18 protein-coding genes are annotated in these 25,467 nt (G+C 66.0%); 12 read left to right on the top strand and 6 right to left on the bottom strand.

Annotation, left to right across the window (positions count from 1 at the left end):
* Positions 1-27 precede the first annotated feature (27 nt).
* Entirely contained in the window at positions 28-831 is an 804-nt protein-coding gene (gene phhA / locus CK498_RS23540) for a phenylalanine 4-monooxygenase (RefSeq protein WP_095623285.1), read from the bottom strand.
* 287 nt (positions 832-1,118) lie between these two features.
* On the opposite strand from phhA, the gene CK498_RS23535 reads away from it, so the two are divergent.
* Together CK498_RS23535 and CK498_RS23530 are read left to right on the top strand one after the other, a co-directional pair.
* Positions 1,119-2,690 (top strand): sigma-54-dependent transcriptional regulator, encoded by a 1,572-nt coding sequence (locus CK498_RS23535; protein WP_095623284.1) that lies wholly within the window; start codon positions 1,119-1,121, stop codon positions 2,688-2,690.
* Positions 2,691-2,730: 40 nt separating this feature from the next.
* Positions 2,731-3,342 (top strand): hypothetical protein, encoded by a 612-nt coding sequence (locus CK498_RS23530; protein WP_095623283.1) that lies wholly within the window; start codon positions 2,731-2,733, stop codon positions 3,340-3,342.
* 6 nt (positions 3,343-3,348) lie between these two features.
* On the opposite strand, the gene CK498_RS23525 is transcribed toward CK498_RS23530, so the two are convergent.
* The gene (locus tag CK498_RS23525; RefSeq protein WP_095623282.1) at positions 3,349-5,328 is read right to left on the bottom strand and encodes a RecQ family ATP-dependent DNA helicase; all 1,980 of its coding nucleotides are present in this window, start codon (positions 5,326-5,328) and stop codon (positions 3,349-3,351) included.
* A gap of 322 nt (positions 5,329-5,650) precedes the next feature.
* Here CK498_RS23525 and CK498_RS23520 point away from each other — a divergent pair, with 322 nt between their 5' ends.
* Genes CK498_RS23520 through CK498_RS23505 form a run of 4 tightly spaced genes read left to right on the top strand, consistent with a single transcriptional unit; the run spans position 5,651 to position 13,149 of the window.
* Positions 5,651-7,042, top strand: a complete 1,392-nt coding sequence (locus CK498_RS23520; protein ID WP_095623281.1) for a hypothetical protein — start codon at positions 5,651-5,653, stop codon at positions 7,040-7,042.
* Positions 7,039-7,863 carry a hypothetical protein gene (locus CK498_RS23515; protein ID WP_095623280.1) on the top strand — a complete coding sequence of 275 codons (825 nt, stop codon included), beginning with the start codon at positions 7,039-7,041 and terminating at the stop codon, positions 7,861-7,863. The genes CK498_RS23520 and CK498_RS23515 overlap by 4 nt, the downstream gene beginning before the upstream one ends.
* Positions 7,860-12,743, top strand: a complete 4,884-nt coding sequence (locus CK498_RS23510) for a coiled-coil domain-containing protein (RefSeq protein WP_095623279.1) — start codon at positions 7,860-7,862, stop codon at positions 12,741-12,743. The genes CK498_RS23515 and CK498_RS23510 overlap by 4 nt, the downstream gene beginning before the upstream one ends.
* A gap of 1 nt (position 12,744) precedes the next feature.
* Complete coding sequence (locus tag CK498_RS23505; RefSeq protein WP_176475889.1) at positions 12,745-13,149, top strand: group II truncated hemoglobin; 405 nt, start codon at positions 12,745-12,747, stop codon at positions 13,147-13,149.
* A gap of 9 nt (positions 13,150-13,158) precedes the next feature.
* On the opposite strand, the gene CK498_RS23500 is transcribed toward CK498_RS23505, so the two are convergent.
* Positions 13,159-14,073: a sensor domain-containing diguanylate cyclase gene (locus tag CK498_RS23500; protein ID WP_095623277.1), complete on the bottom strand. Its 915-nt coding sequence runs from the start codon at positions 14,071-14,073 to the stop codon at positions 13,159-13,161.
* Between the two features lie 170 nt (positions 14,074-14,243).
* Positions 14,244-15,395 (bottom strand): cyclopropane fatty acyl phospholipid synthase, encoded by a 1,152-nt coding sequence (cfa, locus tag CK498_RS23495; protein WP_095623276.1) that lies wholly within the window; start codon positions 15,393-15,395, stop codon positions 14,244-14,246.
* A gap of 262 nt (positions 15,396-15,657) precedes the next feature.
* Here cfa and fdhA point away from each other — a divergent pair, with 262 nt between their 5' ends.
* Positions 15,658-16,851: a formaldehyde dehydrogenase, glutathione-independent gene (gene fdhA / locus CK498_RS23490; protein ID WP_095623275.1), complete on the top strand. Its 1,194-nt coding sequence runs from the start codon at positions 15,658-15,660 to the stop codon at positions 16,849-16,851.
* A gap of 5 nt (positions 16,852-16,856) precedes the next feature.
* Here fdhA and CK498_RS23485 read toward each other — a convergent pair whose 3' ends face one another.
* Positions 16,857-17,804: a LysR family transcriptional regulator ArgP gene (locus tag CK498_RS23485; RefSeq protein WP_095623274.1), complete on the bottom strand. Its 948-nt coding sequence runs from the start codon at positions 17,802-17,804 to the stop codon at positions 16,857-16,859.
* A 137-nt stretch (positions 17,805-17,941) separates the two neighbouring features.
* Here CK498_RS23485 and CK498_RS23480 point away from each other — a divergent pair, with 137 nt between their 5' ends.
* Together CK498_RS23480 and hppD are read left to right on the top strand one after the other, a co-directional pair.
* Positions 17,942-18,550, top strand: a complete 609-nt coding sequence (locus CK498_RS23480) for a LysE/ArgO family amino acid transporter (protein WP_095623273.1) — start codon at positions 17,942-17,944, stop codon at positions 18,548-18,550.
* Between the two features lie 222 nt (positions 18,551-18,772).
* Entirely contained in the window at positions 18,773-19,873 is a 1,101-nt protein-coding gene (gene hppD / locus CK498_RS23475) for a 4-hydroxyphenylpyruvate dioxygenase (protein ID WP_095623272.1), read from the top strand.
* Positions 19,874-19,972: 99 nt separating this feature from the next.
* Here the strand turns inward: hppD and CK498_RS23470 are convergent, their stop codons facing one another.
* Positions 19,973-20,890 carry a LysR family transcriptional regulator gene (locus CK498_RS23470; protein WP_095623271.1) on the bottom strand — a complete coding sequence of 306 codons (918 nt, stop codon included), beginning with the start codon at positions 20,888-20,890 and terminating at the stop codon, positions 19,973-19,975.
* A 148-nt stretch (positions 20,891-21,038) separates the two neighbouring features.
* Here CK498_RS23470 and CK498_RS23465 point away from each other — a divergent pair, with 148 nt between their 5' ends.
* The 3 genes from CK498_RS23465 (at position 21,039) to CK498_RS23455 (ending at position 25,403) form a co-directional block, all read left to right on the top strand.
* Positions 21,039-22,133, top strand: a complete 1,095-nt coding sequence (locus CK498_RS23465; RefSeq protein WP_095623270.1) for a 4-oxalomesaconate tautomerase — start codon at positions 21,039-21,041, stop codon at positions 22,131-22,133.
* Between the two features lie 106 nt (positions 22,134-22,239).
* Entirely contained in the window at positions 22,240-23,352 is a 1,113-nt protein-coding gene (locus CK498_RS23460; RefSeq protein WP_229359194.1) for a type 2 periplasmic-binding domain-containing protein, read from the top strand.
* Positions 23,353-23,426: 74 nt separating this feature from the next.
* Positions 23,427-25,403 carry a tripartite tricarboxylate transporter permease gene (locus tag CK498_RS23455; protein WP_095623269.1) on the top strand — a complete coding sequence of 659 codons (1,977 nt, stop codon included), beginning with the start codon at positions 23,427-23,429 and terminating at the stop codon, positions 25,401-25,403.
* The last annotated feature ends 64 nt before the right edge of the window (positions 25,404-25,467 follow it).

The raw sequence follows: 25,467 nt of genomic DNA, 5'->3' as shown, positions 1-25,467 counted from the left end.
AAGGTCTCGCGCGGCACGCCGTGCGCCTCAGGCCGCCTTAGGCGGAAACTTGGGCTCGAACAGGCCGAGCGTCATGGCCTGCTCGACCATGGCCATGATGTCCTGCCGTGAAAGGTCGTGCAGGGTATGCAGATCGTCAAGCACGTAGTAGAGCGGCTGCAGGATATCGATGCGGTAGGGCGTACGCAGCGCATCCACGGGATCGAAGGGGTGGTGCTCGGGTGCCTCGGAGAGAGCGTGGAAGGTCTCCTTGGGCGAAGAGATGATACCGCCGCCGTAGATGCGCCGCCCCTGGGGTGTATCGACCAGGCCGAACTCCACGGTCAGCCAGTAGAGTCGCGCCAGGTAGACCCGCTGCTTGGGCGTGGCGGCCAGGCCCAGCTTGCCATAGGTGGCGGTGAACTCGGCGAAGTCAGGATTGGTGAGCATCGGGCAGTGGCCGAAGATCTCGTGGAAGATGTCCGGCTCCTGCAGGTAGTCGAGCTCCTCCGGGGCACGGATGAAGGTTGCCACCGGGAAGCGGCGGCTGGCGAGCAGCTCGAAGAAGGTATCGAACGGAATCAGCGCCGGCACCTGGGCGGTGCGCCAGCCGGTGGCGGCTTCCAGCACCCGATCCACTTCGGCCAGCTGGGGGATGCGATCATGGGGCAGTGCCAGGCGCTCGAGGCCGTCGAGGTAGGCCTGGCAGACGCGGCCGTCGATGATCGCCGTCTGGCGCTCGACCAGCGTCTGCCAGGTGGCGTGATCCTGGTCGCTGTAGCGGATATGGCCGCGCTCATCGGGCATGCGGGCCTGGTACTTGCTCGCCTTGGCGGTCTTGTGTGCGGTCATGGGCAGGCTCTCCCTGAAGCTTGTGGTTATTGTCGAGCATGGGAATTCACTTCAGTGTCGGCGCTGCGCTGTCATGCGGGTAGGAGGTTCTGGACGAAATAAACTGGCCGTGTCGCCGGAGATGGCAAGAAAACGTTACGGAAAGTCGCATTCGACCGACGCGCAAGCACAGATTAACGACCTCAGCGCCTTGAGTGGTGGCCAGCTGTCACGCTAGCTTGACAGCAGAGTCACGGCCGCTTGACGCTAACGTTAGCGGCATCCGCGATGGTGCTCGAGGACCCTGCATGCGTCTCAAGATCCACTGCCAGAACCGTATCGGCATCCTGCGCGACATCGTCTCCCGCTTCGCCGACTATGGCGTCAACGTGGCGCGCGGCGAGGTCGGCGGTGATCACGGCAATACCATCTATCTGTTTCTGCCGCGGCTGCTCAATGCCCAGCTGGCGACGCTCAGGCCGACCCTGGAAACCATCCCCGGGGTATTCAGCGTCAAGCGCGTCAACCTGATGCCCAGCGAACGGCGCCACCTGGAGCTCGATGCGCTGCTGTCGTCGCTCTCCGATCCGGTGATGTCGATCGACATGGAAGGGCGCATCGTCGCCGCCAACCGCGCCGCGGGGCAGATGCTCGGGGTCCGCGTCGACGAAGTGCCGGGGCTGTCGCTGGACCGCTACTTGCCGGATTTCGACCTGCCCGAACTGATCCGCCGCAACAATGCCCGCGTCAACGGCCTGCGCCTCAAGCTCAAGGAGGCCACCTACCTGGCCGACATCGCGCCGCTGCACAGCGAGAACGACGATGACGTGGCGTCGCTGGCCGGCGCGGTGGTGACCCTGCATCGCGCCGATCGCATCGGCGAACGCATCTACCAGGTACAGCGCCAGGAGCTGCGCGGCTTCGAGGCGATCTTTCAGGCCAGCCCACGGCTCGCCGAGCTGATTCGCGAGGCGCGGCGCATGGCGCCGCTGGACGCGCCGCTGCTGATCGAGGGCGAAACCGGCACCGGCAAGGAGCTGCTGGCGCGGGCTTGCCACCTGGCCAGCCCGCGCGGCCAGGCGCCGTTCATGGCGTTGAACTGTGCCGGCCTGCCCGAGTCGATGGCCGAGACCGAGCTATTCGGCTACGCCCCGGGCGCCTTCGAGGGCGCGCGCCCCGAGGGCAAGCTGGGGCTGCTCGAGCTCACCGCCGGCGGCACCATCTTCCTCGACGAGGTGGGCGAGATGAGCCCGCGGCTACAGGTCAAGCTGCTGCGTTTCCTGCAGGACGGCGGCTTTCGCCGTGTGGGCAGCGACGAGGAGACCTACCTCGACGTACGGGTGATCTGTGCCACCCAGCAGGACCTGCCGCAGCTATGTGCCGAGGGGCTGTTCCGCCACGACCTCTACCACCGGCTCAACGTGTTGTCGCTGCAGGTGCCGCCGCTGCGCGACTGCCTCGACGGCATCGACGAACTGGCAGGGCACTTCCTCGACCGCGCCGCGCGCCAGATCGGCTGCCCGCTACCGCAGCTGACGCCGGCGGCGCTGGCCAGGCTCTCCAGCTACCACTGGCCGGGTAACGTGCGCCAGCTCGAGAACGTGCTGTTCCAGGCGGTGTCGCTGTGCGAACAGGCGACCATCGAGCCGCAGCACCTGCGCCTTCCGGACGTCGGCCAGGCACCGGGCCTGGCCGGTATCGACCTCGACGGCGGGCTGGGCGAGATTCTCGGCGAGGTGGAGAAGCGCGTGCTCGCCGCGCTTTATCCGCAGTACCCCTCGAGCCGCCAGCTCGGCAAGCGGCTCGGGGTGTCGCATACCACCATTGCCAACAAGCTCAAGCGCCACGGCATTGGCAGTGGTGATAGCGAGCTGCCCTGAACTGCTAGAGTGATGGCAGTGCACCGACAAGGAGACGGTCATGGTCGATTATCCACCGGCAGTGGTGCCGCGCTGGCTCAAGCTGGCCTTTACGCTATGGATCCTGATCTGGGCGCCGAGCTACGTGGTGCTGCTCGGTGCGCAGAACTTCTTCTGGCTGTGCAATGTGGCGAGCTTCCTGTTGCTGGTGGCGCTGTGGGCCGAGCACCGCACCCTGATGTCGATGCAGTGGCTGGCGGTGGCGCTGGTCGGTGGCCTGTGGAGCTTCGACGTTGCCACCGCGGCACTCACCGGCGTCCACCCCATCGGTGGCACCGAGTACATGTTCGACCCCGAGCATCCGCCCATGGCGCGGGCCATGTCGCTCTATCATGTGGTGCTGCCGCTGGTGGCGGGTATCGGCGTGGCCAAGCTCGGCTATGCGCGCCGCGCGCTGCTGTGGCAGACCTTGCTGACCTGGGTCGTGGTGCCGCTGACCTATCTGTTCACCGAGGCCGAGCGCAATATCAACTGGGTCCACGGCCCCTTCGGCCAGACCCAGGAGACCCTCGACCCGCTGCTCTACCTGTTCCTGCTTACCCTGCTGTGGCCGCTGGCGGTCTACCTGCCGGTGCATCTGCTGATGATCGGCTGGCAACGCTGGCGGCACTGATCGGCGTCAGCCATCGAACTGCTGGCCAAGCGCCTCGCGTACCTCGGCGTAGGGCCACGCCTCCAGGGCGGCGAAGCCATCGAGCTGGCGTGCCTTGAGTTTGGTCAGCAGCGGTGTGGTGAGGCCGGTCAGGAAGCGGGTCAGCAGATCGACGCTGGGTGCCGGTGCATCGGCGCTCTCGGCGATGCGGTTGAGCAGCGGCTGGCACAGCGTCGCCACCTGCTGGGCGTCCAGCGGTGCTGGCGCCTCGCCGCCGGGCAACCGTGCGACCTGGCCGCGACAGGCCGAGCAGTGGCCGCATTGCTGCGGCGCGTGGGCATCGCCAAAGTACTCGGCGAGCCGGCGGCTGAGGCACTGGTCGGATTCGAACAGCGCCAGCATCGCCTCGAGCCTGGCGATCTCGGCGCGCTCCTTGTCGCGGAAGTAGTCGAACAGCGCGTCGGCCAGGGCCTGCACGTCGAGATCCGGCTGGGTGATCGCATAGACCTCGGTCATCTGCTTGCTCTCCAGCGCGATCCAGCCCTGGTCGTTGAAGTACTCCAGCGCCCGGATCACCCGCGGCCGGGCCACATCGAGGCCGCGCTCGGCGCCCAGTCGGTTGAGCGCGTCGAGGTCCAGGCTGCACCAGGTCTTGGCGCGCGGTGCCGCCTCGACGATGGCGGCGACGAAGTCGCGCCGCTCGCCGCTGAAGCGCTCGATCAGCGCCTCGGGCTCGAGCCGGTACTGAAAGCGGTACTCGGCGAAGTAGGCGTAGCGTGGCGCAATCACCCCGCGCAGCTCGAGCTGCACCAGCAGCGTCTTGAGCGGCAGCGGGCGGATATTGCTGTGCTGCGAGAGGGCATTCAGGGTGAGCTCCCACTGGCCGTGGGGCGCCGCCTCGCGAATCACCTCCAGCACCCGCAGGATGCCGTCGCGCTCCGGGGTGTCGCCGTAAACGAAGTTCTCGAGTGCCGCCAGGGCGTCGCGACCGCCCAGCATCAGGCAGTCGGAGGGCTGGCCGTCGCGCCCGGCGCGACCGATCTCCTGGCTGTAGTTCTCGATCGACTTGGGCAGGTCGACGTGCACCACGTTGCGGATATTGGCCTTGTCGATGCCCATGCCGAAAGCGATGGTGGCAACGATGCAGTTGACCTCGCCGGCCATGAACGCCTGTTGCAGGGCGTCGCGGGCCTCACTCTGCATGCCCGCGTGGTAGGCGCGGGCGTCGATGCCGGCCTTGCTGAGGTAGGCGGCGAGCTGCTCGGCACGTTTCTGCAGGGTGACGTAGACGATGCTCGGCTGCGGCGAGGGGCCTTCCAGGCGCGGACGCAGCCAGTCGCGCAGGGCGCGGGCGCGCTGCTCGGCGGCCACCGGCTCGACCAGCAGGTTGAGATTGGGGCGATAGAAGCCGGTCAGGGTGACGTCCTCGGCGTCGATGGCGAAGCTGGCGCGCATGTCCTCGATCACCCGCGGCGTGGCGGTGGCGGTGAGCAGCAGCGCCTGGGGAATGCCGAACTCGCGCTGGTAGTCGGGCAGCTTGAGGTAGTCGGGGCGGAAGTTGTGGCCCCATTCCGAGAGGCAGTGGGCCTCGTCGACCACCAGCAGCGACACCGGCACCTGGCGCAGGAAGCCGCGGAAGCGCTCATTCTTGAGGCGCTCCACCGAGATCATCAGCACGCGAATCTCGCCGCGGCGCACGCCGTCCATCACCGCGCTGGCCTCCTCGCGGCTCTGGCGCGAGTCGATGCTGGCGGCGGCGATGCCGTGGCGGGCCAGGAAGTCGAGCTGGTCCTGCATCAGCGCCAGCAGCGGCGACACCACCAGCGTCAGGTGCGGCAGGTGCAGCGCCGGCAGCTGGTAGCACAGCGACTTGCCGGAGCCGGTGGGAAAGATCGCCGCCGCCGAGCGGCCTGCCACCAGCGCCTCGACCACCTGGCGCTGGCCGGGACGAAAGTCGTCGTAGCCGAAGACCTGCTTGAGCGTGGTGTCGAGTGAATCGCGGGGCATGGCGAGCCTCCCTGTATGGCCAAAGCCTCTATCCTACACCGCTGGGCGCGCCTCGGCTTTGCACAACTCGGCTGGGTGCTAGCGCTGATGCCACAAGCGACTACGGCCTGACACGTGAGGGGCGCCGGGGGCAAGTCGAAGAGGAGGTTTGCGCCATGGATGGCGCAAGGTAGCGCCCAGGGATGGGTTTACAGCGCCTCCTCGTAGGCTTGCCGCCGGATCAGCCCCGGGTTGGTCTCTACCGTTCGGGTTTTCCATAATCGTCCATGACCTGGAGGGGCACTCCTTGGCATAATGGTGGCTTTGCCCTCAGGGAAGACCCATGACCGCCTGGAGCAAGCTACTCGTCGCCACCACGCGGCTAATCGACCTGCACGACAGCGGCCACGAGCCCGGCTCGCCGTTCGTGCAGGTCAGCCAGGAGAGCCGCCGCGGGCTGCGCGACGGCTACTGGCTGGACCTCGGCTGCCTGCTGCTCGACTACCTGCTCGATGTCGACTTTGCCACCAACAGCGCCTTCGTCTCGCAGAGCCGCTGCCTGGCGCAGCTGCGCGAAACCTACCCGGACCTGCCCCACGACGACCTCAGCTTCGTCATCAACCTGCTGGCCACTCCCAGCGAGCTGCACTTTCGCCAACTCGGCGTCGAGGATAGCGCCGCGCGCGCCTCGCGCAGCACCAAGCGCACCGCGCTGATCGAAAAGCAGGGCCAGACCGGCCAGGTGCGGCTGACCGCCAGCGGCCGCCAGGCGGTGACCCTGGCCAGCCAGGTCGAGGACCTGCTGTACTCCGAATACGACGCCGCCAAGGTGCTGGCGGCGCTGGCCCGCGGCGACTTCGCCCGGGTGCCGGATATCACCAACCAGATCCTGCTGGCGATCCGCGGGCTGACCCAGGAGCTGCGCCGGGTGCGCGAGAATCCCACCCGCGAAGGCAAGCTGGCGGCACTGCTCGACAACCAGCGCCACTATCACAACGCGCTGTCGAGCATTCAGCGTACCCTGCTTGACGCCCGCGCCCAGCTCACCGCACCGCGGCTGATGGAACGCTTCGCCGAGTGGCGTGAGGCCGAGCAGGCGGCCAGCGGCGAGGAGTGGGACCTGCGCATGCTGTCCAGCGCCATCGGCCGGGTGCTGACCGCCATCGAGAACCTCTCGCGGCGCCTCGCCGAGCTGCTCGCCGATATCGCCGAGGGGCGCATCCAGTCGATGGGCGTGGTCGACTTCGCCGACCTGGCCCGCGGACTGCTCAATAGCGCCCCGCCGGCGGCGCTACAGCAGGCGCTGGTGGCGCGGCTGATGCCGCTGCACGTGCAGGTCGCGGTGCCGCGCATGGCGCCGCTGATTCCGCTGCTGGAGTCGCGCCGTGCCGAGACCAGCCACGCCGCCCTGGTGTTCGACGAGCAGCACGACGCGGCCCCCGAGGACCCGCTGCTGGCGCGCTTCCTCGAGGCCCGTGGCCCGGCGCTGCGCCAGCGCATCCAGCGCGAGCCGCTGTCGCTGCCGGCGGCGCTGGCCGAGGGCTGGCACCGCTTCGAAGAGGGCGACTGCCTGGCCCAGCTGCTCAACACCTTCGTCGATACCCAACTGCTCGATGACCGCCTGGCGGTGGGCATCGACGCCACGCCGTTCGAGCTGACCCTCGCTGACGGCCGATGTGTCCGCGGCGCAGTGACCCCGTCACTGCGCCTCTCCGATCAGGATGATCCGCAATGAACATGAGTGAAATGGGCGAAGTGGTCGCCTACCTGCTGCGCTACCGCAGTGCCGAACGCGCCCCGGGCAGCGGCCGTAAGCGGCGTGCCGCCCGCGAGGGGCAGCTCTCCGAGCGCGATGTCTGCGCGCTGATCGATGATGCCAGCGATCTCGAGCGCGAGGCGCTGCGCGACTTCCTGGCTGGCCAGGGGCTGCGTCTCAAGGCCTTCGAGTCCGGCGATTATCCGGGCATTGCGCCGGGCTCGCGCTACTACGCGCTGTTGCCCGACCCGGATCTCGAGCAGCCGCCGCTGTACACCCGCGAGCCGGTGTTCGAGGCCCTCAAGCTGCGCCAGGAGAGCCGCGCCGAGCTGGCCCAGTGGTACCTGCAGCTGTGGCTGTTGATGCATACCCTGCTCTATACCCGCTACAACCGTGCGCTGTCCGATGTCAGCCGCTACCAGGAGGCGACCTTCGCCAGCAACGAGCTGCTAGACCTGCTGCGCGAGCAGCTCGAGGCGCTGCGCAGCCTGGGTGAGGCGGCGCCGGAGGCCAGCCGCGCGCTGCTCGATGAACGCGGCGAGGACCTCAACCGCCGGGTGCGCGCCTTCATCGACCTGCAGGCTCGCGCCGGGCTGCTCGAGTCGCCGCGGGAAACGCTGGTCGAGGAGGGCGACGAGGCCGGCGGCGATATCTGGCAGCAGACGTTGCTCGGCGCCCTGGAGAGCGAGCAGGTCGGCCTGCACCAGCTCGGCCACCTGCAGTCGCTGGCCGAGGGGCGCCTGGCCGACGAGGCCTCAGCGGAAATGCCACAAGCCGCCCACCAGGAGGCCGACGCATGAGCGTGATCAACCGTATCGAAGTCGCCAACCTGCTCAACAAGCACGGCGACATCGCCTCGCCGTGGGACGCCAAGATGCGTCACCTGCTGCTCGACCTGCGCGGCCAGTCCAGCGCCATCAGCATGGAGAACGGCTTCGGCAAGACCACCCTCGCCGAGGCGCTGATCGGTCTGCTGTCGCGGGACCGCACGCTGATCTCGCGCACGCGACGCAAGTGCTCGCCATCGACCGTCGCCGGCCAGGGGCGCAGCTGGAGCCATCTGCGCGTCGAGTTTCGCTCTCGCAGCGGCGGCGAGCGCCAGGAGGACATGCTCGCCGCCGCCGGCGAAGAGGTCGCCGGCGAGACCTTCGTGTTCGGCTTCTATGGCTACAGCGACGGCAGTGGCCTGTCGTTCTACCACTACCCCGGGCGGCTCGAGGACATCCCGGTCCACCACCTGACCGCCGACGGCATGCTGGCGCTGTACGCCAACAGCGATATCAAGACCGCCATGGCAAGCCGCAACGTGCGCCTGACCCACAACCGCGAGGAGTGGCTGGACGCGGTGGGTGCCCATGTGTCGCGCCGTGAGCTGGCGCAGCTGGCCGCCTTCCAGAAGGAGGGCGGCGCCGACAAGAGCCAGATCTTCAACGCCATCAAGCCGCGCGGCGGCGAGAAGGCCGACCAGGCGTTCTTCTTCGAGGTGCTGGCGCCGGAGATCCTCTCCGGCGCGACCCGCGGCGAGACCGACGAGAGCGAGGAGCTGATCGAGGAGGTGATCCTCAACTCCGGCACCCATATCACCGAGCTGCGCCATCGCCTCGACGAAGCCGAGAGCGACCAGCGTCGCACTGCCGACAAGGTGGCCAACCTGGCGACGCTGAGTGCCGACGGCGCGGCGCTGCTCGAGGCCCGCGAAGCCCGCGAGCGCCTCGACGAGGGGCTGGCCAGCCTCGAGCGCCTGCTTGGCGGCCAGGCCCTGGCCGGCCTGCCGGGGCTGCCGCGGCAGCCGTCCGACGCCGACGTCGATGCCGCGCCCCTGGCGGGCTTGGCCTGGGCGGTGGGCGACACCGGCCGGCCGCGGGTCTCGACCTGGCTACTGGCACGGCTCAGCGGCGCCAGCGAGCGCAGCGTCCGCCAGGCGCTCTCCGAGCGCGGCGCGCGGGTCGATGCCCACCGCCGGCTGATTCACTTGCCCGATGCCGAGTGGCTGAGTGCCCGCGACCTGGGCCACGTGACCTTTGCCGCCGCCCGCGACTGGCTGGCAGAGACGCTGAGTTTCAACGACGACAGCGCGCGCCACCGTGCGCTGGAGGCGCTGGACAGCGCGGCCGATGCCTTCGAAGCGCTGGACGGCAACCGCTTCCGCGAAGAGGTGATCGCCGACCGCACCTACCTCGATGAGCTAGGCCATGACCTCGACGGCCTCGAGCAGCAGCTCGAGGGCCTCGAGCACGACCGTGAGCGCCTCGAGGGGCAGCAGCGCGAGTTCGTCGACAACCAGAGTTTCTATACCCAGGCGCTCGCCGACGGCCTGTTCAGCGAGGCCGAGCTGGAGGCGCCGGAACACACCGCCGAGGCCAGCCGCCGCGAGGCCGATGAGGCGCGCCGCGCCCTCAACGCGCATCTGGGTCGCAGCGGCGAGCTCAAGCAGGTCGCCGCCTGGCACGCCGAGTTCCGCCAGCGTCACCCCCATGAAGTGCCCGCCGAGCGCCTGGCCGAGAAGCACGAGCGCGAGGCGCTGATCGAGGAGGCCCGCGAGGCCGCCGAGCAGCAGCGCCAACCGCTGCTCGAGCAGTGCCGCGAGCTGCGCGAAGAGGCGGCCACCCTGCGCGACGAGCAGCAGCGCCTGGCCGGCGAGCAGGGCCTGCTCAGCCAGGGTCAAGGGCCGTGGCAGGCCTTCGTCGAGGGCTGGCCGGAGGAGGAGCCGCGCGGTTTCTGGTCGCGGCGCAAGACCCAGCTGGCCGAACTCGAGACCCGCTGCCGCGACGCCGAGCAGCGCCAGCAGGATGCCCGCCGCGAGCAGGCGCGGCTGGCACCGCTGGCCGAGGCGGCGCGGCGCTACGCCGAGCTGCACGGCGATGACGAACCGGTGCACCTGCGTAGCCGCCTGCGCGAGCGCGAGCGTGAACTGGCGGATACCGAGCACCGCCTCGCCCAGCGCGAGGCCGAGCTGCGCGAGCTGCATCAGGCGCGGCTGAGCTTCGCCGAACGCAGCGAACTGGCCCCGGCGGACTGGCTGCGCGATGCCCAGCGCCGCTACCCGCGACTGCTCAGCGAGGCGGAGTCGCTGGATAGCGCCATTGCCGAGCGCCAGCGCTATCTGGAGAGCCTGAGCGGCGACCCACTCGAACGCCGTGCGGTGGAAGCCGAGGCCGAGCGCCTGCTGCAGCGCGAGGAGATCGCCTGGCAGCCGCTGCACGAAGTGCTCAACGCCGCGCATTGGCCCGAGGCCCGGCGCCGCGAGTGGCTGGCCCAGGCCGCCGGGGTGCTGTTCGCGCCGGTGGTCGAGGGCGAGGCCAATGCCGAAGACGTCGCCGGCCTGTTGGTCGACGCCGGCCTGGCGCTGCCGGTACTCGAAGCCGGGGCCCTGACGACGCGGCTGGAGGCCGGCCGCTCGCCGCTTGGTGCGGTACAGGGCGTCGAGACGCTGGCGGTCAAGGCGGCCCTCGACCCGCGCTACCTGGACGAGCTGCGTCAGGCCACCGAGCGGCGCCTGGCCGCCGACCGCGAGCGCCAGGTGGCACTCGAGGTCGAATGCCGGCGTCTCGATCCCCACGGCGAGGCCTACGCCCTGGCGGTACGCGCCAGGCAGGCCGATGAGGCCGGAGTGGTCGATGCGCTGGAGGCGCTGGGTGCCGAGCAGGCCGCGTTGGCCGAGCGCCAGGCGGCGCTGGCGCCGCGCCTCAGCGACGCCGCGCTGAGCTGCATCGACGACTACCAGCGCTACCTGGAAGCCGGTGGTGAGCTGGCCCTGGAGGCCGCCGCCGAGGCGGCACTGGCGGCCGAGAGCGAACTGGCCGAGCAACGCCCGCAACTGGTCGATGCGCAGCAGGCGCTGGAGCGCCATGGCGAGACCTGGCTGGCGGCGGAGCAGTTTGCCAACGCCGGTGGCGCGGAGCGGCTCGCAGCGCTGGAGGCGCGCCTCGATGCCCTGGCCGAACGCCAGGCCGAGGTCGGCGAGCGACTGCATGACGCCGAGGCCCAGCGCGAGACCCTCGAGCGCCGTCTCAGCGAACTCGACGCCGAGCAGCGCGGGCTATTCGCCGATGGCGAACGCGACCGGCTGCGCGCCCTGGCCGAGTTCGAGGCCGAGGGTGGCGTGGCCTTTATCGAGACCGCCGCCGAGGTGCAGGAGCAGCTCGAGACGCAGTTGGCCACGGCCAACCGCCGCGCCGACTTCTCGTTCACGCGGATCCGCGCCTACCTCGACGTGCGCGACGCCGGTGGCGGCGGGCAGAAACTCGAGCGCGAGATCGCTCGGGTCAAGCGCGAGCGCGGCGAGTGCCGTGAGCAGCTCAAGGCCAAGCGCGAGGAGCGTGACAGCGTCAGCGAGCGGCTCGGCGTCCAGCGCCGGGCCATGGAGTGGGTCGACCATCTGGCCCTGGCGTGGCTGGCGGTGGTCCGCGAGCTGCCCAGCGGCTGGGGGCAGCGGCTGGCAGAGGCCGAGCCGCAGTGCGCCTGGCCCCTCGACGACCCCGACCAGGCGCCGCGTCAGGCAGCGCTGGACGACTGGTGGCGGCTGGCAGGCAGTGAGGCGGCGCTGCCCGATCCGGCGGCGCTGGAGGCCTGCCAGCAGACCCTGATCGATGCGCTTGATGATCTCAACCTGGGTGAACGGGCGCGCGACCGCGAGCGCCAGGACAAGGCGGTGCGTGCCCTCGAACGGCGCCTGGCCGAGGCGCTGGAGGCGGCTGCCCAGAGCCGTGCCTTCAGCGATACCGAGCGCGCGCGGCTGGCGGCATTGAAGGGCGTCAGTGCAGCGGCCTTGGCCGATCTGGCGGCGCTGCACGACCAGCTCGACGCTCAGCTCGGCGAGCATCGCCAGCGTGTCGAGCGGCTGCATGCCTCACGCGAGCAGATCGAAGGCACCCTGGTCGAGCGGTTGAGCTCGATCATCGCCGACGCCGCCGGCAACCTGGATATCCTCAAGCGCGTGGCGCGCAGCCACGGCGAGGGCGGCGCCTATTTCGAGGTCAAGGCGTCGCTGATCGACGGCGAGCCGCTGCGCGAGCTGATCACCACCCTGCTGGCGGACATCGACGAGCACCAGTTGGCGCAGAAGCGCCGCGCCGAGCGCGACGGTGGCATGCCCGACGGCGATGCACGGCGCCGCGACGACGACCTGCTGCGCCAGATTCGCCGGCGCATCTACCGCGGGTTGTTCCACGACGTAGCGATTCGCCTCAAGCACGACGCCATCCGTCCCCACGGTCGGCTGTTCTCGCTCAACGAGGACATGTCCGAGGGCCAGCGCGAGGCGGTATCGCTGATGTGGCTGGTCAAGCTCTCGGAGTTCGCCATCGAGCGCGAGCTGCGCGAACTGCCCGGCCACCACAAGCGGCGGGCGCGCAACAGCCGCGAGAGCGTGATCCTGCTCGACGGCCTGTTCTCCAAGCTCTCCCACCGGCGGCTGATTCAGGACTCGCTGGAGTCGCTGCGCAACACCCGCGGGCGTTTCCAGATGATCGGCCTGATCCACAATCCCAACTACGAGAACGACCCGGCAATCTTCCCCACCTACCTGGTGGGCAGCGTGATCGGCGGTGTTCAGGGCCAGGGCGGTCATGTCATGGTCCGCGACGGCCGCAGCGTCGCACCCGAGCAGCTCGGTCGCAGCGCCGGCGAAGCCAGCCTGTTCGGCATCCATGTCAGCGAGCCGGTCAGCGAGGAGACGTAGGATGAGCGATACGGCACGAATCTACGGCGTTGGCGACAGTACCCTGCAGGCGCTGGGCGGCGAGGCGGCGGTGGCCGCACTCGTCGGGCGCTTCTATGCGGCGATGCAGCGGCTGCCCGAGGCGCAGCGGATTCGCGCCATGCATCCCGCCGATCTCGGCGAGGCGCGGGACAAGCTGACCACCTTTCTGATCGGCTGGATGGGCGGTCCCAAGCGCTATCGCGAGCGTTTCGGGCCGATCAGCATCCCGGGGGCGCATCGTCACTTGGATATCGGCCCCGAGGAGCGCGACGCTTGGCTTTTGTGCATGGCAACGGCGCTCGACGAGCAGGGCGTGGATGCCGAGCTCAAGGCCTACCTGCTGGCTCAGCTGCGTCACCCTGCGGAAATGTGTCGGCGGCGCTGAAAGGGTGGGTCAGGGCTGGCTCAGTACCTGATTGCGGCCCTGGTGCTTGGCGCGATAGAGCCGGCGGTCGGCGCGTTCGATAAAGGCCTCGCGGGGCTCGCCGAGACGGTACTCGGCGATGCCGATGCTGGCCGTGACGCGCCCCGCACCAAACCCGAAGTCGTGGAGGGCAATCGCCTCGCGCAGGCGCTCGGCAAGCGGTAGGCAGTGCGATAGCGGCGTCAGCGGCAGGATCACGGCGAACTCTTCACCGCCCAGCCGCGCGGGGATGTCCTCCTCACGCAGCTGCTGCTCACAGAGTCTTGCCAGGTCCTCGAGCACCTGGTCGCCCTGCAAGTGTCCCCAAGTGTCGTTGATACCCTTGAAGTGGTCGAGATCGATCAGCATCAGCGATAGCGGCGAGCCGTGGCGGCGTGCGGAGGAGATCTCCTCGTCCAGGCGGCACATCAACTTGCGGCGATTGGCCAGGCCGGTGAGTTCGTCGGTATCGGAGAGTTCGCGCAGATGCGCCTCATGGGCGACCTGCTCGCTGACATCCATCATCAGGCCATGCCATAGCGTGCCGTCTCCGCGCCATTCGGGCTGGGCACGCACCGAGATCCAGCGAACCTCGCCACACGGCTGATAGAGCCGAAACTGATTGGCCAGCGGCGTCAGCGACTTGGCCGAGCGCTCGATGGCGGCCATCAGGCGTGGAAAATCCTCGGCGTGAATACGTGCGAAAGCATAGCTGGCATCGTCGGCGAGCAGGCGGCGCTCGCCTGCGCGGACCAGGGTGGCATTGCCGGCCAGATAGGGAAAGCGCAGCTGGCCGCTGGTGCTGCGAAAGAGTTGGAAGATCATGCCGGGGATACGTTCGGTCATGGCCTTGAGCTGCGCGAGACTCTCCATGGTCTCGGGCAGCACGCTGTCATCGGCAGGCATGGTTGGCCTCCTGGCTAGGCGTTCCGCTGCGTTGGTGTTTCTTGTTGTTCGTCGGGTGTTGGGCACCTCATTATATAAGCAGGCAAATATACGCCTAAGCATGAGGAGGCGTCACCCTGCAAAGGATGTAAGCGATTGACTACAGGGCGTGACGCTTTGTCATGGCTCGGTTAGCGCGGGGCGTCGTAGCGCCCGGCACGCCCGCGCGAGAACACCAGCTGCCAGAGCTGCAGGTCGCGGGCGCGAAAGGCACCGGCGCACACCGAGAGATAGTAGCGGAACATGCGCCTAATGCGCTCGCCGTAGACGTCGGCGATCTGGTGCCAGTTGGCGTCTATGTTGGCCAGCCAGGCCATCAGGGTGGGGTCGTAGTCGGCGCCGAAATTCTGCCAGTCCTCGAGCAGCAGGTGCCCTTCGGCAGCCCGTGCGATATGCATCGCCGAGGGCAGCACACCGTTGGGGAAGATGTACTTGTTGACCCAGGGGTCGGCGGTGATGTCGGAGCTGTTGGAGCCGATGGTATGCAGCAGGAACAGGCCGTCGGGCTCGAGCAGGCGCTCCACGGTCTTGAAGTAGGTGGCATAGTTGCGGTGGCCGACGTGCTCGAACATGCCGATCGAGACGATACGGTCGAAGCGGCCGTCGAGGTCGCGGTAGTCCTGCAGCAGGATCTCTACCGGCAAGCCGTCACAGCGTTCGCGGGCCAGCGCCGCCTGCTCGTGGGAGATGGTAATGCCGGTCACCTCGGCGCGGTAGTGGTGGGCAGCGTATTCGGCAAAGCTACCCCAGCCGCAGCCGATGTCGAGCACCCGCATGCCGGGCTCTAGCTCGAGCTTGCGCGCCGCCAGGTCGAGCTTGTCGAGCTGAGCCTGGTGCAGAGAGTCGGCGCGCTTCCAGTAGCCACAGGAGTAGCACATGGTGGGGTCGAGCATGCGCTCGAACAGATCATTGCCGAGGTCGTAGTGCGCTTCGCCGACGATATACGCCCGCGCCTTGCTCTGCAGATTGAAGAAGCCGGTCTGCAGGCGGTACATCAGCCGTTCGGAGGGCGTATGGGCGCGTTCGCCGAGCCCGTGCATCAGCAGCCGGCAGGCCATCTCGTCGATGCGCGGGCACTCCCACCAGCCATCCATGTAGGCCTCGCCGAGCCCCAGGGTGCCCTGGTGGAGCACCCGCGAGAAGAGATCGGGATGGTGCACCTGAATGTCCCAGTCGGCGCTGCCGTTGAGGGTCACGCCGGAGCCCTCCAGCAACTGCTCGACGACGCGACGGGCGCGGGTGTCGGGGAGCGGGACGGGGCCGATGCGGGGGTCGCTGGTCATGGCAGTCTCCTGTTCCGTTAGCGTGGACTCTCCGGGCATTGGCTAGGGTGACGGCAGGGCGTGCGGTGACATCTTGTTAGGCTTGCGACGAGGTGTTTACTGAGCATAGACGATCGACAACCGGCGTGGTAACTCCGCCGGCGGGCAGTGAACTCGGCGCATGTCTCTTTCAGGCATGTCGATGCCTCACCTGAGACGTTCGACCAGGCTGGCTCGACTAGGCTGTAGGCGCCAACAACACCACAAGTGAAGGACGCCAGCCATGAGTCAAGCCAATCGCGGGGTGGTCTACATGGGCCCCGGCAAGGTCGAGGTCCAGGCCATTCCCTTTCCCGAACTGGCGCTGGGCAAGCGCAAGTGCGAGCACGGGGTGATTCTCAGGGTAATCACCACCAATATCTGCGGCAGTGACCAGCATATGGTGCGCGGCCGCACCACTGCGCCACAGGGACTGGTGCTGGGCCATGAGATCACCGGCGAGGTGATCGAGTGTGGCCGAGACGTGGAGTTCGTCGCGGTCGGCGATATCGTCTCGGTGCCGTTCAATATTGCCTGCGGTCGTTGCCGCAACTGCAAGGAGGGCAAGACCGGCATCTGTCTCAACGTCAATCCGGCGCGCCCCGGGGCGGCCTACGGCTATGTCGACATGGGCGGCTGGGTCGGTGGCCAGACCGAGTACGTGATGGTGCCCTACGCCGACTTCAATCTGCTCAAGTTCCCCGACCGCGAGCTCGCCATGGACAAGATCGGCGACCTGACGCTGCTCTCGGATATCTTCCCCACCGGTTTCCACGGCTGCGTGACCGCCGGAGTGGGGCCGGGCAGTACCGTCTACATTGCCGGTGCCGGCCCGGTAGGCCTGGCGGCGGCGGTCTCGGCGCAGTTGCTGGGGGCGGCCTGCGTGGTGGTCGGCGACATGAACCCAGAGCGCCTGGCCCAGGCCGAAAGCTTCGGCTGCGAGACCCTCGATCTGCGCCAGGATACGCCGATGGCCGACATGCTCGAACCGATTCTCGGTGATCGCGAGGTCGACTGTGCGGTGGATGCGGTGGGCTTCGAGGCGCGTTGCCACGGTCACGATCACTCTCATGAGCAGCCCGCTGCGGTACTCAACGCCTGCATGGACATCACCCGTGCCGGCGGCCAGATCGGCATTCCCGGGCTCTACGTCACCGAGGACCCTGGGGCCGAGAGCGCCGATGCCCAGCACGGCAATCTGTCGATGCGCCTGGGCCTGGGCTGGGCCAAGTCGCACTCCTTCCACACCGGCCAGTGCCCGGTAATGAAGTACCATCGCCAGCTGATGCAGGCGATCCTGTTCGAGCGGGTGCATATTGCCCAGGCGGTCAACGTTCAGGTGATCTCGCTGGACGACGCGCCGCAGGGCTATGCCGATTTCGATGGTGGCGTGGCGAAGAAATTCGTCATCGACCCCCACGGCAGCGTAGCCGCCTGAGCGCGTCAGCCGCCGGGCGTGGCGTCCGGCGGCACCAGCCAGCTATCGCTGAGCGACAGCAGGTGATCGGTCAGGGCATCCAGCACCTGGCCACCCTGACGCCAGTGATGCCAGTAGAGTGGGATGTCGACGACCCGCTGCGGTGAGAGATCCACTAGTCGGCCATCGGCCAGATGGCCGCTGGGGTCGATCTCTTGTAGGCTCCCATCGCCGAGTTCGCGAGCGGCCTGACGCTCCGGTACCATCCCCCAGCCGAGACCGGCCAGGGCCAGCCCGACGAAGCCCTGTGATGACGGGCACAGGTGATAGGGGAACGGTGGTTCGACGCCGTACATCGCCAGGAAGCGATGCTGGAGCCGATCATCGGGCCCAAATACCAGCGCCGGGGCGCGTTTGAGCGCCGCCGCTGTCATGCCATTGGGAAAATAACGGGCAATGAAGGCCGGGCTTGCCAGCGCACGGTAGCGCATGCTGCCCAGCGCGTGGCTGCGTGCCCCCTGCACCGGGCGCGGTGAGTCACAGATGCAGCCGGCGACCTCGCCGTCGCGCATGCGCTTGAGCGCGACCTCCTGATCTTCCACTACCAGTTCGAACAGCACCCGATGCCGGTCGCTGAAGCGGCCCACGGCCTCCGGCCACCAGGTCGCCAGGCTATCGGCGTTGATGGCCAGGCGCAGCCGCGGCTCATCGCCGCTGCCCAGTGCCGGGACCTCATCGAGCAGGTCGTGTTCGAGCAGCCGCACCTGTTGCACATGGTTGAGCAGGCGCTGACCGAGTGGCGTCGGCGCCAGGCGCGGGCTGCGCATCAGTACCGGCTGTCCGAGGCGGGCCTCGAGCAGTTTGATGCGCTGGGATACCGCCGACTGGGTCAGGCCGAGCTGGCGCGCGCCGCGCTCGAAGCCGGCCTGGTCGACCACCGCAGCCAGCGCCGCGAGCAGCTTATAGTCGAGCATCTTGGCGCGCCGTGGCGGTCGATTCGCTCATCATTATTTCTAATCACTCAGTTGCTTTAGTAATTTCATTAATTTTAGCGCACAGCGTAGCCTGCTCGGCACGATCTTCCAATCGATGCTGCCAAGAGGAGTTGCGCGTGCTGATTTCCCTCACCCATGGACTACTGATTTGTGCCGGCCTGATCGTCGCCATCGGCGCCCAGAATGCTTTCGTGCTGCAGCAGGGGCTACGTCGTGAGCATGCCTGGCTGGTGGCCGGGGTGTGTGCGCTGTGTGACTGGCTGTTAATTGGCCTGGGAGTGCTGGGGCTAGGGGCATTGATTGCCCAGCAGGCGCTGCTGATGGAGGTGGCGCGCTGGGCGGGAGCGGCGTTTCTTGCCTGGCAGGCGTGGCTGGCACTGCGCCGCGCGATGCTCAGCAATGCACTGGTGGCCGGCACGGGCTCCCAGGGTTCCTGGCGTGCTGCGCTGGCGGCGACCCTGGCGGTAACCCTGCTCAACCCGCAGGTCTATCTGGAGACCCTGGTACTGCTGGGCGCCATCGGCGCGGTGCAGCCGAGCCCGCTGGGTTTCTTCATCGGCGCCGCTTTGGCCTCGTTCGGCTGGTTCTTCGGGCTGGTAGCTGCTGCAGGCTGGCTGGCCCCGCGTCTGGCCAGCCCCCGCGTATGGCAGATCATCGACGCACTGATCGCGATGATCCTGGCGTGGGTGGCATGGCGGCTCGCCAGCGGCGCGATGCTGCCGTGAGCTGTAAGGCTTTCGTTACGGGGTGTCAGGGGTTTCGACCGCAGCGGCGGCGCAGCATCACGGCTGCCAGTGGCTGGCAAGGAACCGTTACAACGGCCGACGCTGCATTGCCAGAACACCTTGCCAGAGGCATGAAATAGCACTGCTCGCGGTGTGGCCGGGGCTCTAGTCTGGGGGCACGACATTGGTCACGACCCACAACAACACCCTGAGGAGGTCTCCATGAACGCACCGGCACAGGTCGCTGCGCAGCAGAGCGCAAACAATCCGATCGGCACCAACGGCTTCGAGTTCGTCGAATACACCGCACCCAGCGCCGAAGGCCTGGAGGCACTTCGCCAGCTGTTCATCCAGATGGGCTTCACCGAGACCCGCAAGCACCGCTCCAAACAGGTTTCGCTGTTCCAGCAGGAGGGCGTCAACTTCGTGCTCAACGCCGAGCCGAACAGCCACGCCGCCGAATTCGCCAAGATCCACGGCCCCAGCGCCTGCGCCATGGCCTGGAAGGTGGCCGACGCCGAGCAGGCCTTCGAGCATGCCGTGGCCAACGGCGCCGAGCCGGTGGAGAATCCGGTCGGGCCCGGTGAGGTCGGCATTCCGGCGGTACGCGGTATCGGCGGCTCGCTGCTCTACTTCGTCGATAACCGGGTCGACGGCCAGGGCCGCACCATCTACGACATCGACTTCGAGAAGATTCCTGGTAGCCAACCCAACGAGCGCAGCGTCGGTCTCAAGGTGCTCGACCACCTGACCCACAACGTCGACCGCGGCCAGATGGACAAGTGGGCCGATTTCTATACCGACATCGCCAACTTCCGCGAGAATCGCTACTTCGACATCAAGGGCAAGAAGACCGGGCTGCTGTCGCGGGCGATGACCGCGCCGTGCGGCAAGATGCACATCCCGATCAACGAGTCCGCCGACGACAACTCGCAGATCGCCGAATTCCTGCGCGAGTACAACGGCGAAGGCATCCAGCACCTGGCCATGGCCACCGACGATATCTATGCCACGGTGCGTGCCCTGCGTGCCAACGGCGTGACCTTCCTCTCCACCCCGGACACCTACTATGAAAAGGTCGATGCGCGGGTGCCCAATCATCAGGAGAACGTCGCCGAGCTACGCGAGTTGAGCCTGCTGGTCGACGGTGCCGAAGGCGAGGGGGTACTGCTGCAGATCTTCACCGAAACGGTGATCGGCCCGATCTTCTTCGAGATCATCCAGCGCAAGGGCAACGACGGCTTCGGCGAGGGCAACTTCAAGGCGCTGTTCGAATCCATCGAGGAGGATCAGATCCGCCGCGGCGTGATCAAGGACGACTGAGCCCCTCGACATACCGCTCCTGACGCTTACCCCGCGGCCCATGCCGCGGGGTTTTTGCCGTAACTGGCTATCGCTCGCCGACTTTTCGTACAAACCAACCTAGTGAAACTCACCCTCCCTGTCGTTCCCCCACTTCTCGAGCAACAGGTCGATGAACAGCTGTGCCGTCCCCGACAGGCTATGCGAGTTGCTGGTCACCAGGCCGATGGTCCGTTGTATGTTGGGTGCCGGAAGTTGTCGTGAACAGAGCGTGTCGTGGTCGGCACCCGGCATCGTCATACGGGGCAGGATCGCCACGCCCAACCCCGACTCGACCAGACCCAGCGAGGTGGACAAATGCTGCACCTCGTAGAAGCTGTTCAAGCGGATACCATCGGCGGATAGGGCGTTGTCCAGCAGAGTACGGTTGCCGCTGTCGCGACTCACCGTGATCAAGCGCACGTCGTGAAGGTCGTCCCACTGGATCTCGGCTTTATGGGCCAATGGGTGATCGGAGCGCAGTGCCAGCACGAAGGGGTCCTTCAGCAAGGGCGTGAAGTCCACCTCGGGGTTCTGCGCACTGATCATGTTGATGCCGAAATCCGCCTCCCCCCTTACCACCTTCTCCAACCCCTCGTTGGCGCTGACGTCGAGAATGCGGATGCGTATGCCGGGCCAGGCTTCGCTGAACACCCGAATGACACTGGGCAGAAAGTAGAAGGCGGCCGTCGGCAGGCAGGCGATGGTCAGGGTGCCTTTCTTGTGGGTCGCCAGCTCCCTGATGCCGAAGATCGAAGACTCGTACTCTTCGATGACCCGACGTGCCCTCGGCAGAAAGTCCACTCCGATCGCCGTCAGGCGTGTACGGCGGGTGGTGCGCTCGAGCAGCGACACCTCCAGGACCTCTTCTAGCTTCTGAATGCGGCGTGACAATGCCGGCTGTGAGAGATGCAACCGCTTGGCAGCCTCGTGAAAGTTACCCAGCTCGGCGACCAGCACGAACGCCTGTAGATCCAGGAACTCGACCCTATGTAGCATGACATGTCTCTTGCATCATTGTTTTCAACTAATAACGCTAGCACATTAATGCGCGTATCGCCATAATTTGCATGTATATTTGCATTTGAGGCATCAAAGGCGGGGTGACAAGCTCATATCACGTCAAACATGAGCCGAGATATGATTCATGAGCAATAGCATTCCCTGCATCATCATGAGGGGGGGCACCTCTAGGGGGCCCTTCTTGAGAATGAGGGATCTACCCGATTCGGAAGCGGCCAGGGCCGATTTGCTCCTGGGGCTGATGGGCTCGGGTCATCTGCTGCAGATCGATGGTATCGGTGGGGGAAATCCACTGACCAGCAAGGTGGCCATTGTCGAGCGATCCACCCATCCAGATGCCGATGTCGATTATCTTTTTGCCCAGGTCGATGTGCTGAAGCGACATGTCGACTTCAATCCAAATTGCGGCAATATGCTTTCGGCAGTTGGCCCGTACGCCATTGAAACCGGCTTGGTCGAGGCTGATGAAGGTATCACCAGTGTTCGTGTCCGCAATCTCAACACTCAGCGGTTCATCGAATGCCAGGTTTCCACGCCGAACAAGCAGGTCTGCTACGAAGGTGATGTCTCGATTAGCGGTGTACCCGGCAGTGCCGCAGGGATACGTCTGAGCTTTCTGGATGTCGTCGGCGCCAAGACCGGGCACCTGCTGCCCACCGGCAACACCGTCGATGTCATTGATGGGGTCGAGGTGAGCTGCATTGATGCGGCAACTCCCGTGGTGTTGGTGGAAGCCAACGCACTGGGTGTGCAAGGCAATGAAACGGCCGAGCAGCTGGATGCCAACCGTGACATGCTGGACCGCCTGGAAGAGATTAGGCGCCAGGCGGGGCGGCTCATGGGCATGGGAGACGTGACTCAGAGCGTTCTGCCCAAGCCGATCATCGTCTCCTGTTCGGATGCGCCGGCGTGTACCCTGCGTGCCCGATACTTCGTCCCACATAGCTGCCATAAGTCGATAGCCGTGACCGGGGCAATAGCACTTGCAAGTGCCATAAGCGTCGAGGGGACGCTGGCCAACCGTGTGGCAGTCAAGGCAGGCCACCTTGGCCCGGGGGATCTTCTGCAAAGTGTGAGTATCGAGCACCCTCTCGGTGTCATGGAGCTCGATGTGTCACACGGTGGCGGAGGAAGTGGTGACGTATCGCGCGTCTCGATGATAAGAACAGCACGCAAAATAATGAGTGGGGACATCTTTTATCCAGCACTCAGCGCATGATTTTGACTTTTTTATAGGCCCTTTTGGCCCCGAATGGCAAGCGCCTTGGCGCTTGGATGGTAAGCCTAGTATCGCATATATCCTATAAGTAGAAAGGAGTAACGCCATGAAACTGTTTCACCGCAAAGAAACTGGCTTGGCCCCCGGGCTTGGCAAGCTTGTTAAGGCTGGCGTAGTGAGTGCTGCGCTGCTGTTTGGAAGCTACGGCCATGCCGATAGCAATGTGCCGGGCAATGTCACGTTCACCGTCCCGTTTGGTGTGGGTGGTGGTACCGATGTGTGGGCGCGATTCCTTGCCCCTTGGCTTACTGAATACCTGGAAAGTGCCCCCACCATCATGATCGACAATGTGCCTGGCGGCGGTTCGATCAATGGGGCCAACGTGTTCGCCAGACGGGCAAGCAGCGACGGCAGTCATATCCTTGCCACGTCGGCATCGACGCAGTTCCCGGCCATGCTGAACGAAGATCGCGTACGCTACGACTATGCCGACTGGCTGCCGGTCCTCGCCTCGCCCACCGGCGGGGTGGTGTATGCCAGCAGCGAATTGGGCGAAGACCAGGACGCTGTCATGGCGGCGCTTCTCGAAACCCCGGTGAAGTTTGCCGCGCAAACCCCTACCGGTCTCGAGATGCCGGTATTGATAGCGCTGGATATGCTGGATATGGACGTGACGGCGGTGTTCGGCATGCGCAGCCGTGGCGAAGGCCGCCTGGCTTTCGAGCGCGGAGAGGCCAAGATCGATTTTCAGACCACCTCCGCGTATTTCAGCAGCGTTGAGCCTTTGGTGGAAGCGGGAGACGCCATCCCGTTATTCTCGCTGGGCATGCTGAATGATGAGGGTGAGCTGGTGCGCGACCCGGCGTTCCCCGACCTGCCTACCTTCAGTGAAGTCTATGCAGAACTCCACGGTGCCGCCCCCGAAGGTCCTGCCTACGATGCATTTCGCCAGTTTTTTGCCGCCGGCTTTGCGCTGCAGAAGCTGATCATGCTACCTGCCGATACGCCTCAGGATATCATCGATGACTACCGCAGCGCTGCTAGCGCATTCATCAATGACGAGCGCTTCCTGGAAGAGTCCGAAGCCCAGCTCGGCCCCTATAGCCTGGTCAATGGAAGCGTGGCAGAGCGTCACCTGCAGGAGGTGATGACCCTCGATGATGGTACTCGTGAATGGTTGGCCGAGTGGCTCGAAAGTCGCTTTGGTGCCTCAATCTGACGTGCACCTAGACGCCGGGCTGTCCGCTTGGGTGGGCGGCCCGGCACGCTGCCATTTATTACGAGATTCTTCCTATGTTTGATGTATTGCTATCTAGCTTAGGGCAAGTTTTCACCTTGCCCCATCTGCTCTACATGATGCTTGGTGTTTCCATCGGGCTAATCGTAGGCATTATCCCCGGGCTAGGCGGCATTGCAGGCATGTCAATACTGTTGCCATTCCTCTATGGCATGGATCCTGCGATTGCTTTGGGCATGTTGATGGGGTTGGTGGCGGTCATTCCTACCGGGGACACCTTTGCATCGGTGTTATTGGGTATTCCCGGGTCAAGTGCTTCACAAGCCACTGTGCTGGATGGGTTCAGCCTCGCCAAGCAGGGCCAGGCGGCACGCGCCTTGTCGAGTGCCTTTCTCTCGTCGATGATCGGCGGCCTGATAGGCGCGATTGTGCTTACCTTGTTCATCGTCGTTGCGCGGCCGGTGGTGCTCTCTTTCTCGTCCTCAGAGCTCTTCATGTTGACGCTGCTGGGGCTGTCGATGGTGGCCGTCCTGTCAGGGGGCGACATGTTCAAGGGCCTGGCGGCGTGCGGCCTGGGGCTGCTGGTAGGTGGTATCGGCATGGCACCGGCCACGGGTGAGTTCAGGCTCAACCTCGATATCGACTATCTCTACGATGGCTTGCCGCTGGTGGTCGTCGGCCTGGGTATCTTCGCGTTGCCGGAGATCATCGACCTGCTGAAGGGGCGCGGGGCCATCGCCAATCAGACCTATGCCCTTGGCAAGGGCTGGCGACAAGGCTTCGGGGACGTTGCAAGAGAGCGCGGCCTGGTGATGCGTTGCGCCGGGGCGGGGAGCCTGATCGGCACCATTCCCGGCCTGGCCGGTTCGGTGGTGGACTGGCTGACCTACGGCCATGCCGTGCAGAGTGCCAAGGACAAATCACAGTTTGGTAAAGGCGACATTCGCGGGGTGATTGCCCCCGAGTCGGCCAACAATGCCACCGCCTGTGGTGCCATGGTGCCCACCTTGCTGTTCGGCATCCCCGGTTCGGGCACCGCCGCCGTTTTCCTCGGCGGGCTCTTGCTGCTGGGCCTGCAGCCCGGGATCGGAATGATCGAAACGCATCTCGACCTGACCTACACGATCATCTGGTCGTTGGCGCTGGCCAATATCCTGGGCGCGGCACTCTGCCTTGGCCTGGCGGGGCCCGTCGCCAGCCTGACCCGTGTCCGCTTTGTCATTCTGGCGCCCTTGATCACTACGCTGATCCTGTTCGCGGCCTATCAAGCGACGCGCTCCACCGGTGACCTCATAGCGCTGGGCCTGGTCGGCTTGCTGGGTGTACTGATGAAGCGTGCCGGCTGGTCGCGTCCCGCCTTCCTGATCGGTTTCGTGCTCGCTGCCGGTGCTGAAACCTACTTCTACCAAGCCGTGCAGTTCCAAGGCAGCAGTGCCTTTGCACGGCCTGGTGTCGCTATCATCGCTGCCATGATTGGCATCTCGCTGTTCCTGCCGTTGTTGCAGCATTTCCGCCGTAAGCGTACGCAAGCCAATGAGCCTACCTCGCAGTTCAAGCGCGATGGGGCGGGGGATTCGGAGGCTCAGGAGGGAGGCAAGCTTCGCCTCAGCAACATCGATATCCTCCTGTTCATCGGCCTGCTCGCACTGTCGCTGTTGACCTGGCATGAAACTCGTCAGATGTCGCTGCTCGGAAGCGTCTTCCCGCTGCTTGCCATGGCGATCATCCTGGCCTCCATGGCGGCTGAGGTGGTCAGGTTGACGCTCGCCGGTGCTGGTTGGACATGGTTGCCGCTGCGTGAAGAGATGCTCTGGATATTGGGTTTCTTCGCCCTCGTGGGCATGATTCTCAGCCTGGGGCTGGTCTCGTCGGCGATTTTGTTTTGCCTGGGTTTCCTGCTGTTCATTGCCAAGCTCAAGCCTTGGATTGCCGTGATTCTGGCAGCGGGTGCGGGGGTCTTCCTGGTCGCCATGGCGCACTTCATGAGCCTCACTTACCCGAGCGGGATCCTCGATGCGCTGTGGTTCCGCTGATGGCGTACTGGTGCGAGGGGATGGCATGACCGTGGGCTGAGAAACCGGCGCTGTGCGTGTTGCA

The organism is Halomonas salipaludis (assembly GCF_002286975.1).
GTDB classification, from domain to species: Bacteria; Pseudomonadota; Gammaproteobacteria; order Pseudomonadales; family Halomonadaceae; genus Franzmannia; species Franzmannia salipaludis.
This window is presented reverse-complemented; position numbering and strand designations above follow the sequence as displayed.

Excerpts from the sequence above, each read along its gene's own strand:
- phhA (WP_095623285.1), bottom strand. The coding sequence starts at position 831 with ATGACCGCACACAAGACCGCCAAGGCGAGCAAGTACCAGGCCCGCATG.
- CK498_RS23535 (WP_095623284.1), top strand. The coding sequence starts at position 1,119 with ATGCGTCTCAAGATCCACTGCCAGAACCGTATCGGCATCCTGCGCGAC.
- CK498_RS23530 (WP_095623283.1), top strand. The coding sequence starts at position 2,731 with ATGGTCGATTATCCACCGGCAGTGGTGCCGCGCTGGCTCAAGCTGGCC.
- CK498_RS23525 (WP_095623282.1), bottom strand. The coding sequence starts at position 5,328 with ATGCCCCGCGATTCACTCGACACCACGCTCAAGCAGGTCTTCGGCTAC.
- CK498_RS23520 (WP_095623281.1), top strand. The coding sequence starts at position 5,651 with ATGACCGCCTGGAGCAAGCTACTCGTCGCCACCACGCGGCTAATCGAC.
- CK498_RS23515 (WP_095623280.1), top strand. The coding sequence starts at position 7,039 with ATGAACATGAGTGAAATGGGCGAAGTGGTCGCCTACCTGCTGCGCTAC.
- CK498_RS23510 (WP_095623279.1), top strand. The coding sequence starts at position 7,860 with ATGAGCGTGATCAACCGTATCGAAGTCGCCAACCTGCTCAACAAGCAC.
- CK498_RS23505 (WP_176475889.1), top strand. The coding sequence starts at position 12,745 with ATGAGCGATACGGCACGAATCTACGGCGTTGGCGACAGTACCCTGCAG.
- CK498_RS23500 (WP_095623277.1), bottom strand. The coding sequence starts at position 14,073 with ATGCCTGCCGATGACAGCGTGCTGCCCGAGACCATGGAGAGTCTCGCG.
- cfa (WP_095623276.1), bottom strand. The coding sequence starts at position 15,395 with ATGACCAGCGACCCCCGCATCGGCCCCGTCCCGCTCCCCGACACCCGC.
- fdhA (WP_095623275.1), top strand. The coding sequence starts at position 15,658 with ATGAGTCAAGCCAATCGCGGGGTGGTCTACATGGGCCCCGGCAAGGTC.
- CK498_RS23485 (WP_095623274.1), bottom strand. The coding sequence starts at position 17,804 with ATGCTCGACTATAAGCTGCTCGCGGCGCTGGCTGCGGTGGTCGACCAG.
- hppD (WP_095623272.1), top strand. The coding sequence starts at position 18,773 with ATGAACGCACCGGCACAGGTCGCTGCGCAGCAGAGCGCAAACAATCCG.
- CK498_RS23470 (WP_095623271.1), bottom strand. The coding sequence starts at position 20,890 with ATGCTACATAGGGTCGAGTTCCTGGATCTACAGGCGTTCGTGCTGGTC.
- CK498_RS23465 (WP_095623270.1), top strand. The coding sequence starts at position 21,039 with ATGAGCAATAGCATTCCCTGCATCATCATGAGGGGGGGCACCTCTAGG.
- CK498_RS23460 (WP_229359194.1), top strand. The coding sequence starts at position 22,240 with ATGAAACTGTTTCACCGCAAAGAAACTGGCTTGGCCCCCGGGCTTGGC.
- CK498_RS23455 (WP_095623269.1), top strand. The coding sequence starts at position 23,427 with ATGTTTGATGTATTGCTATCTAGCTTAGGGCAAGTTTTCACCTTGCCC.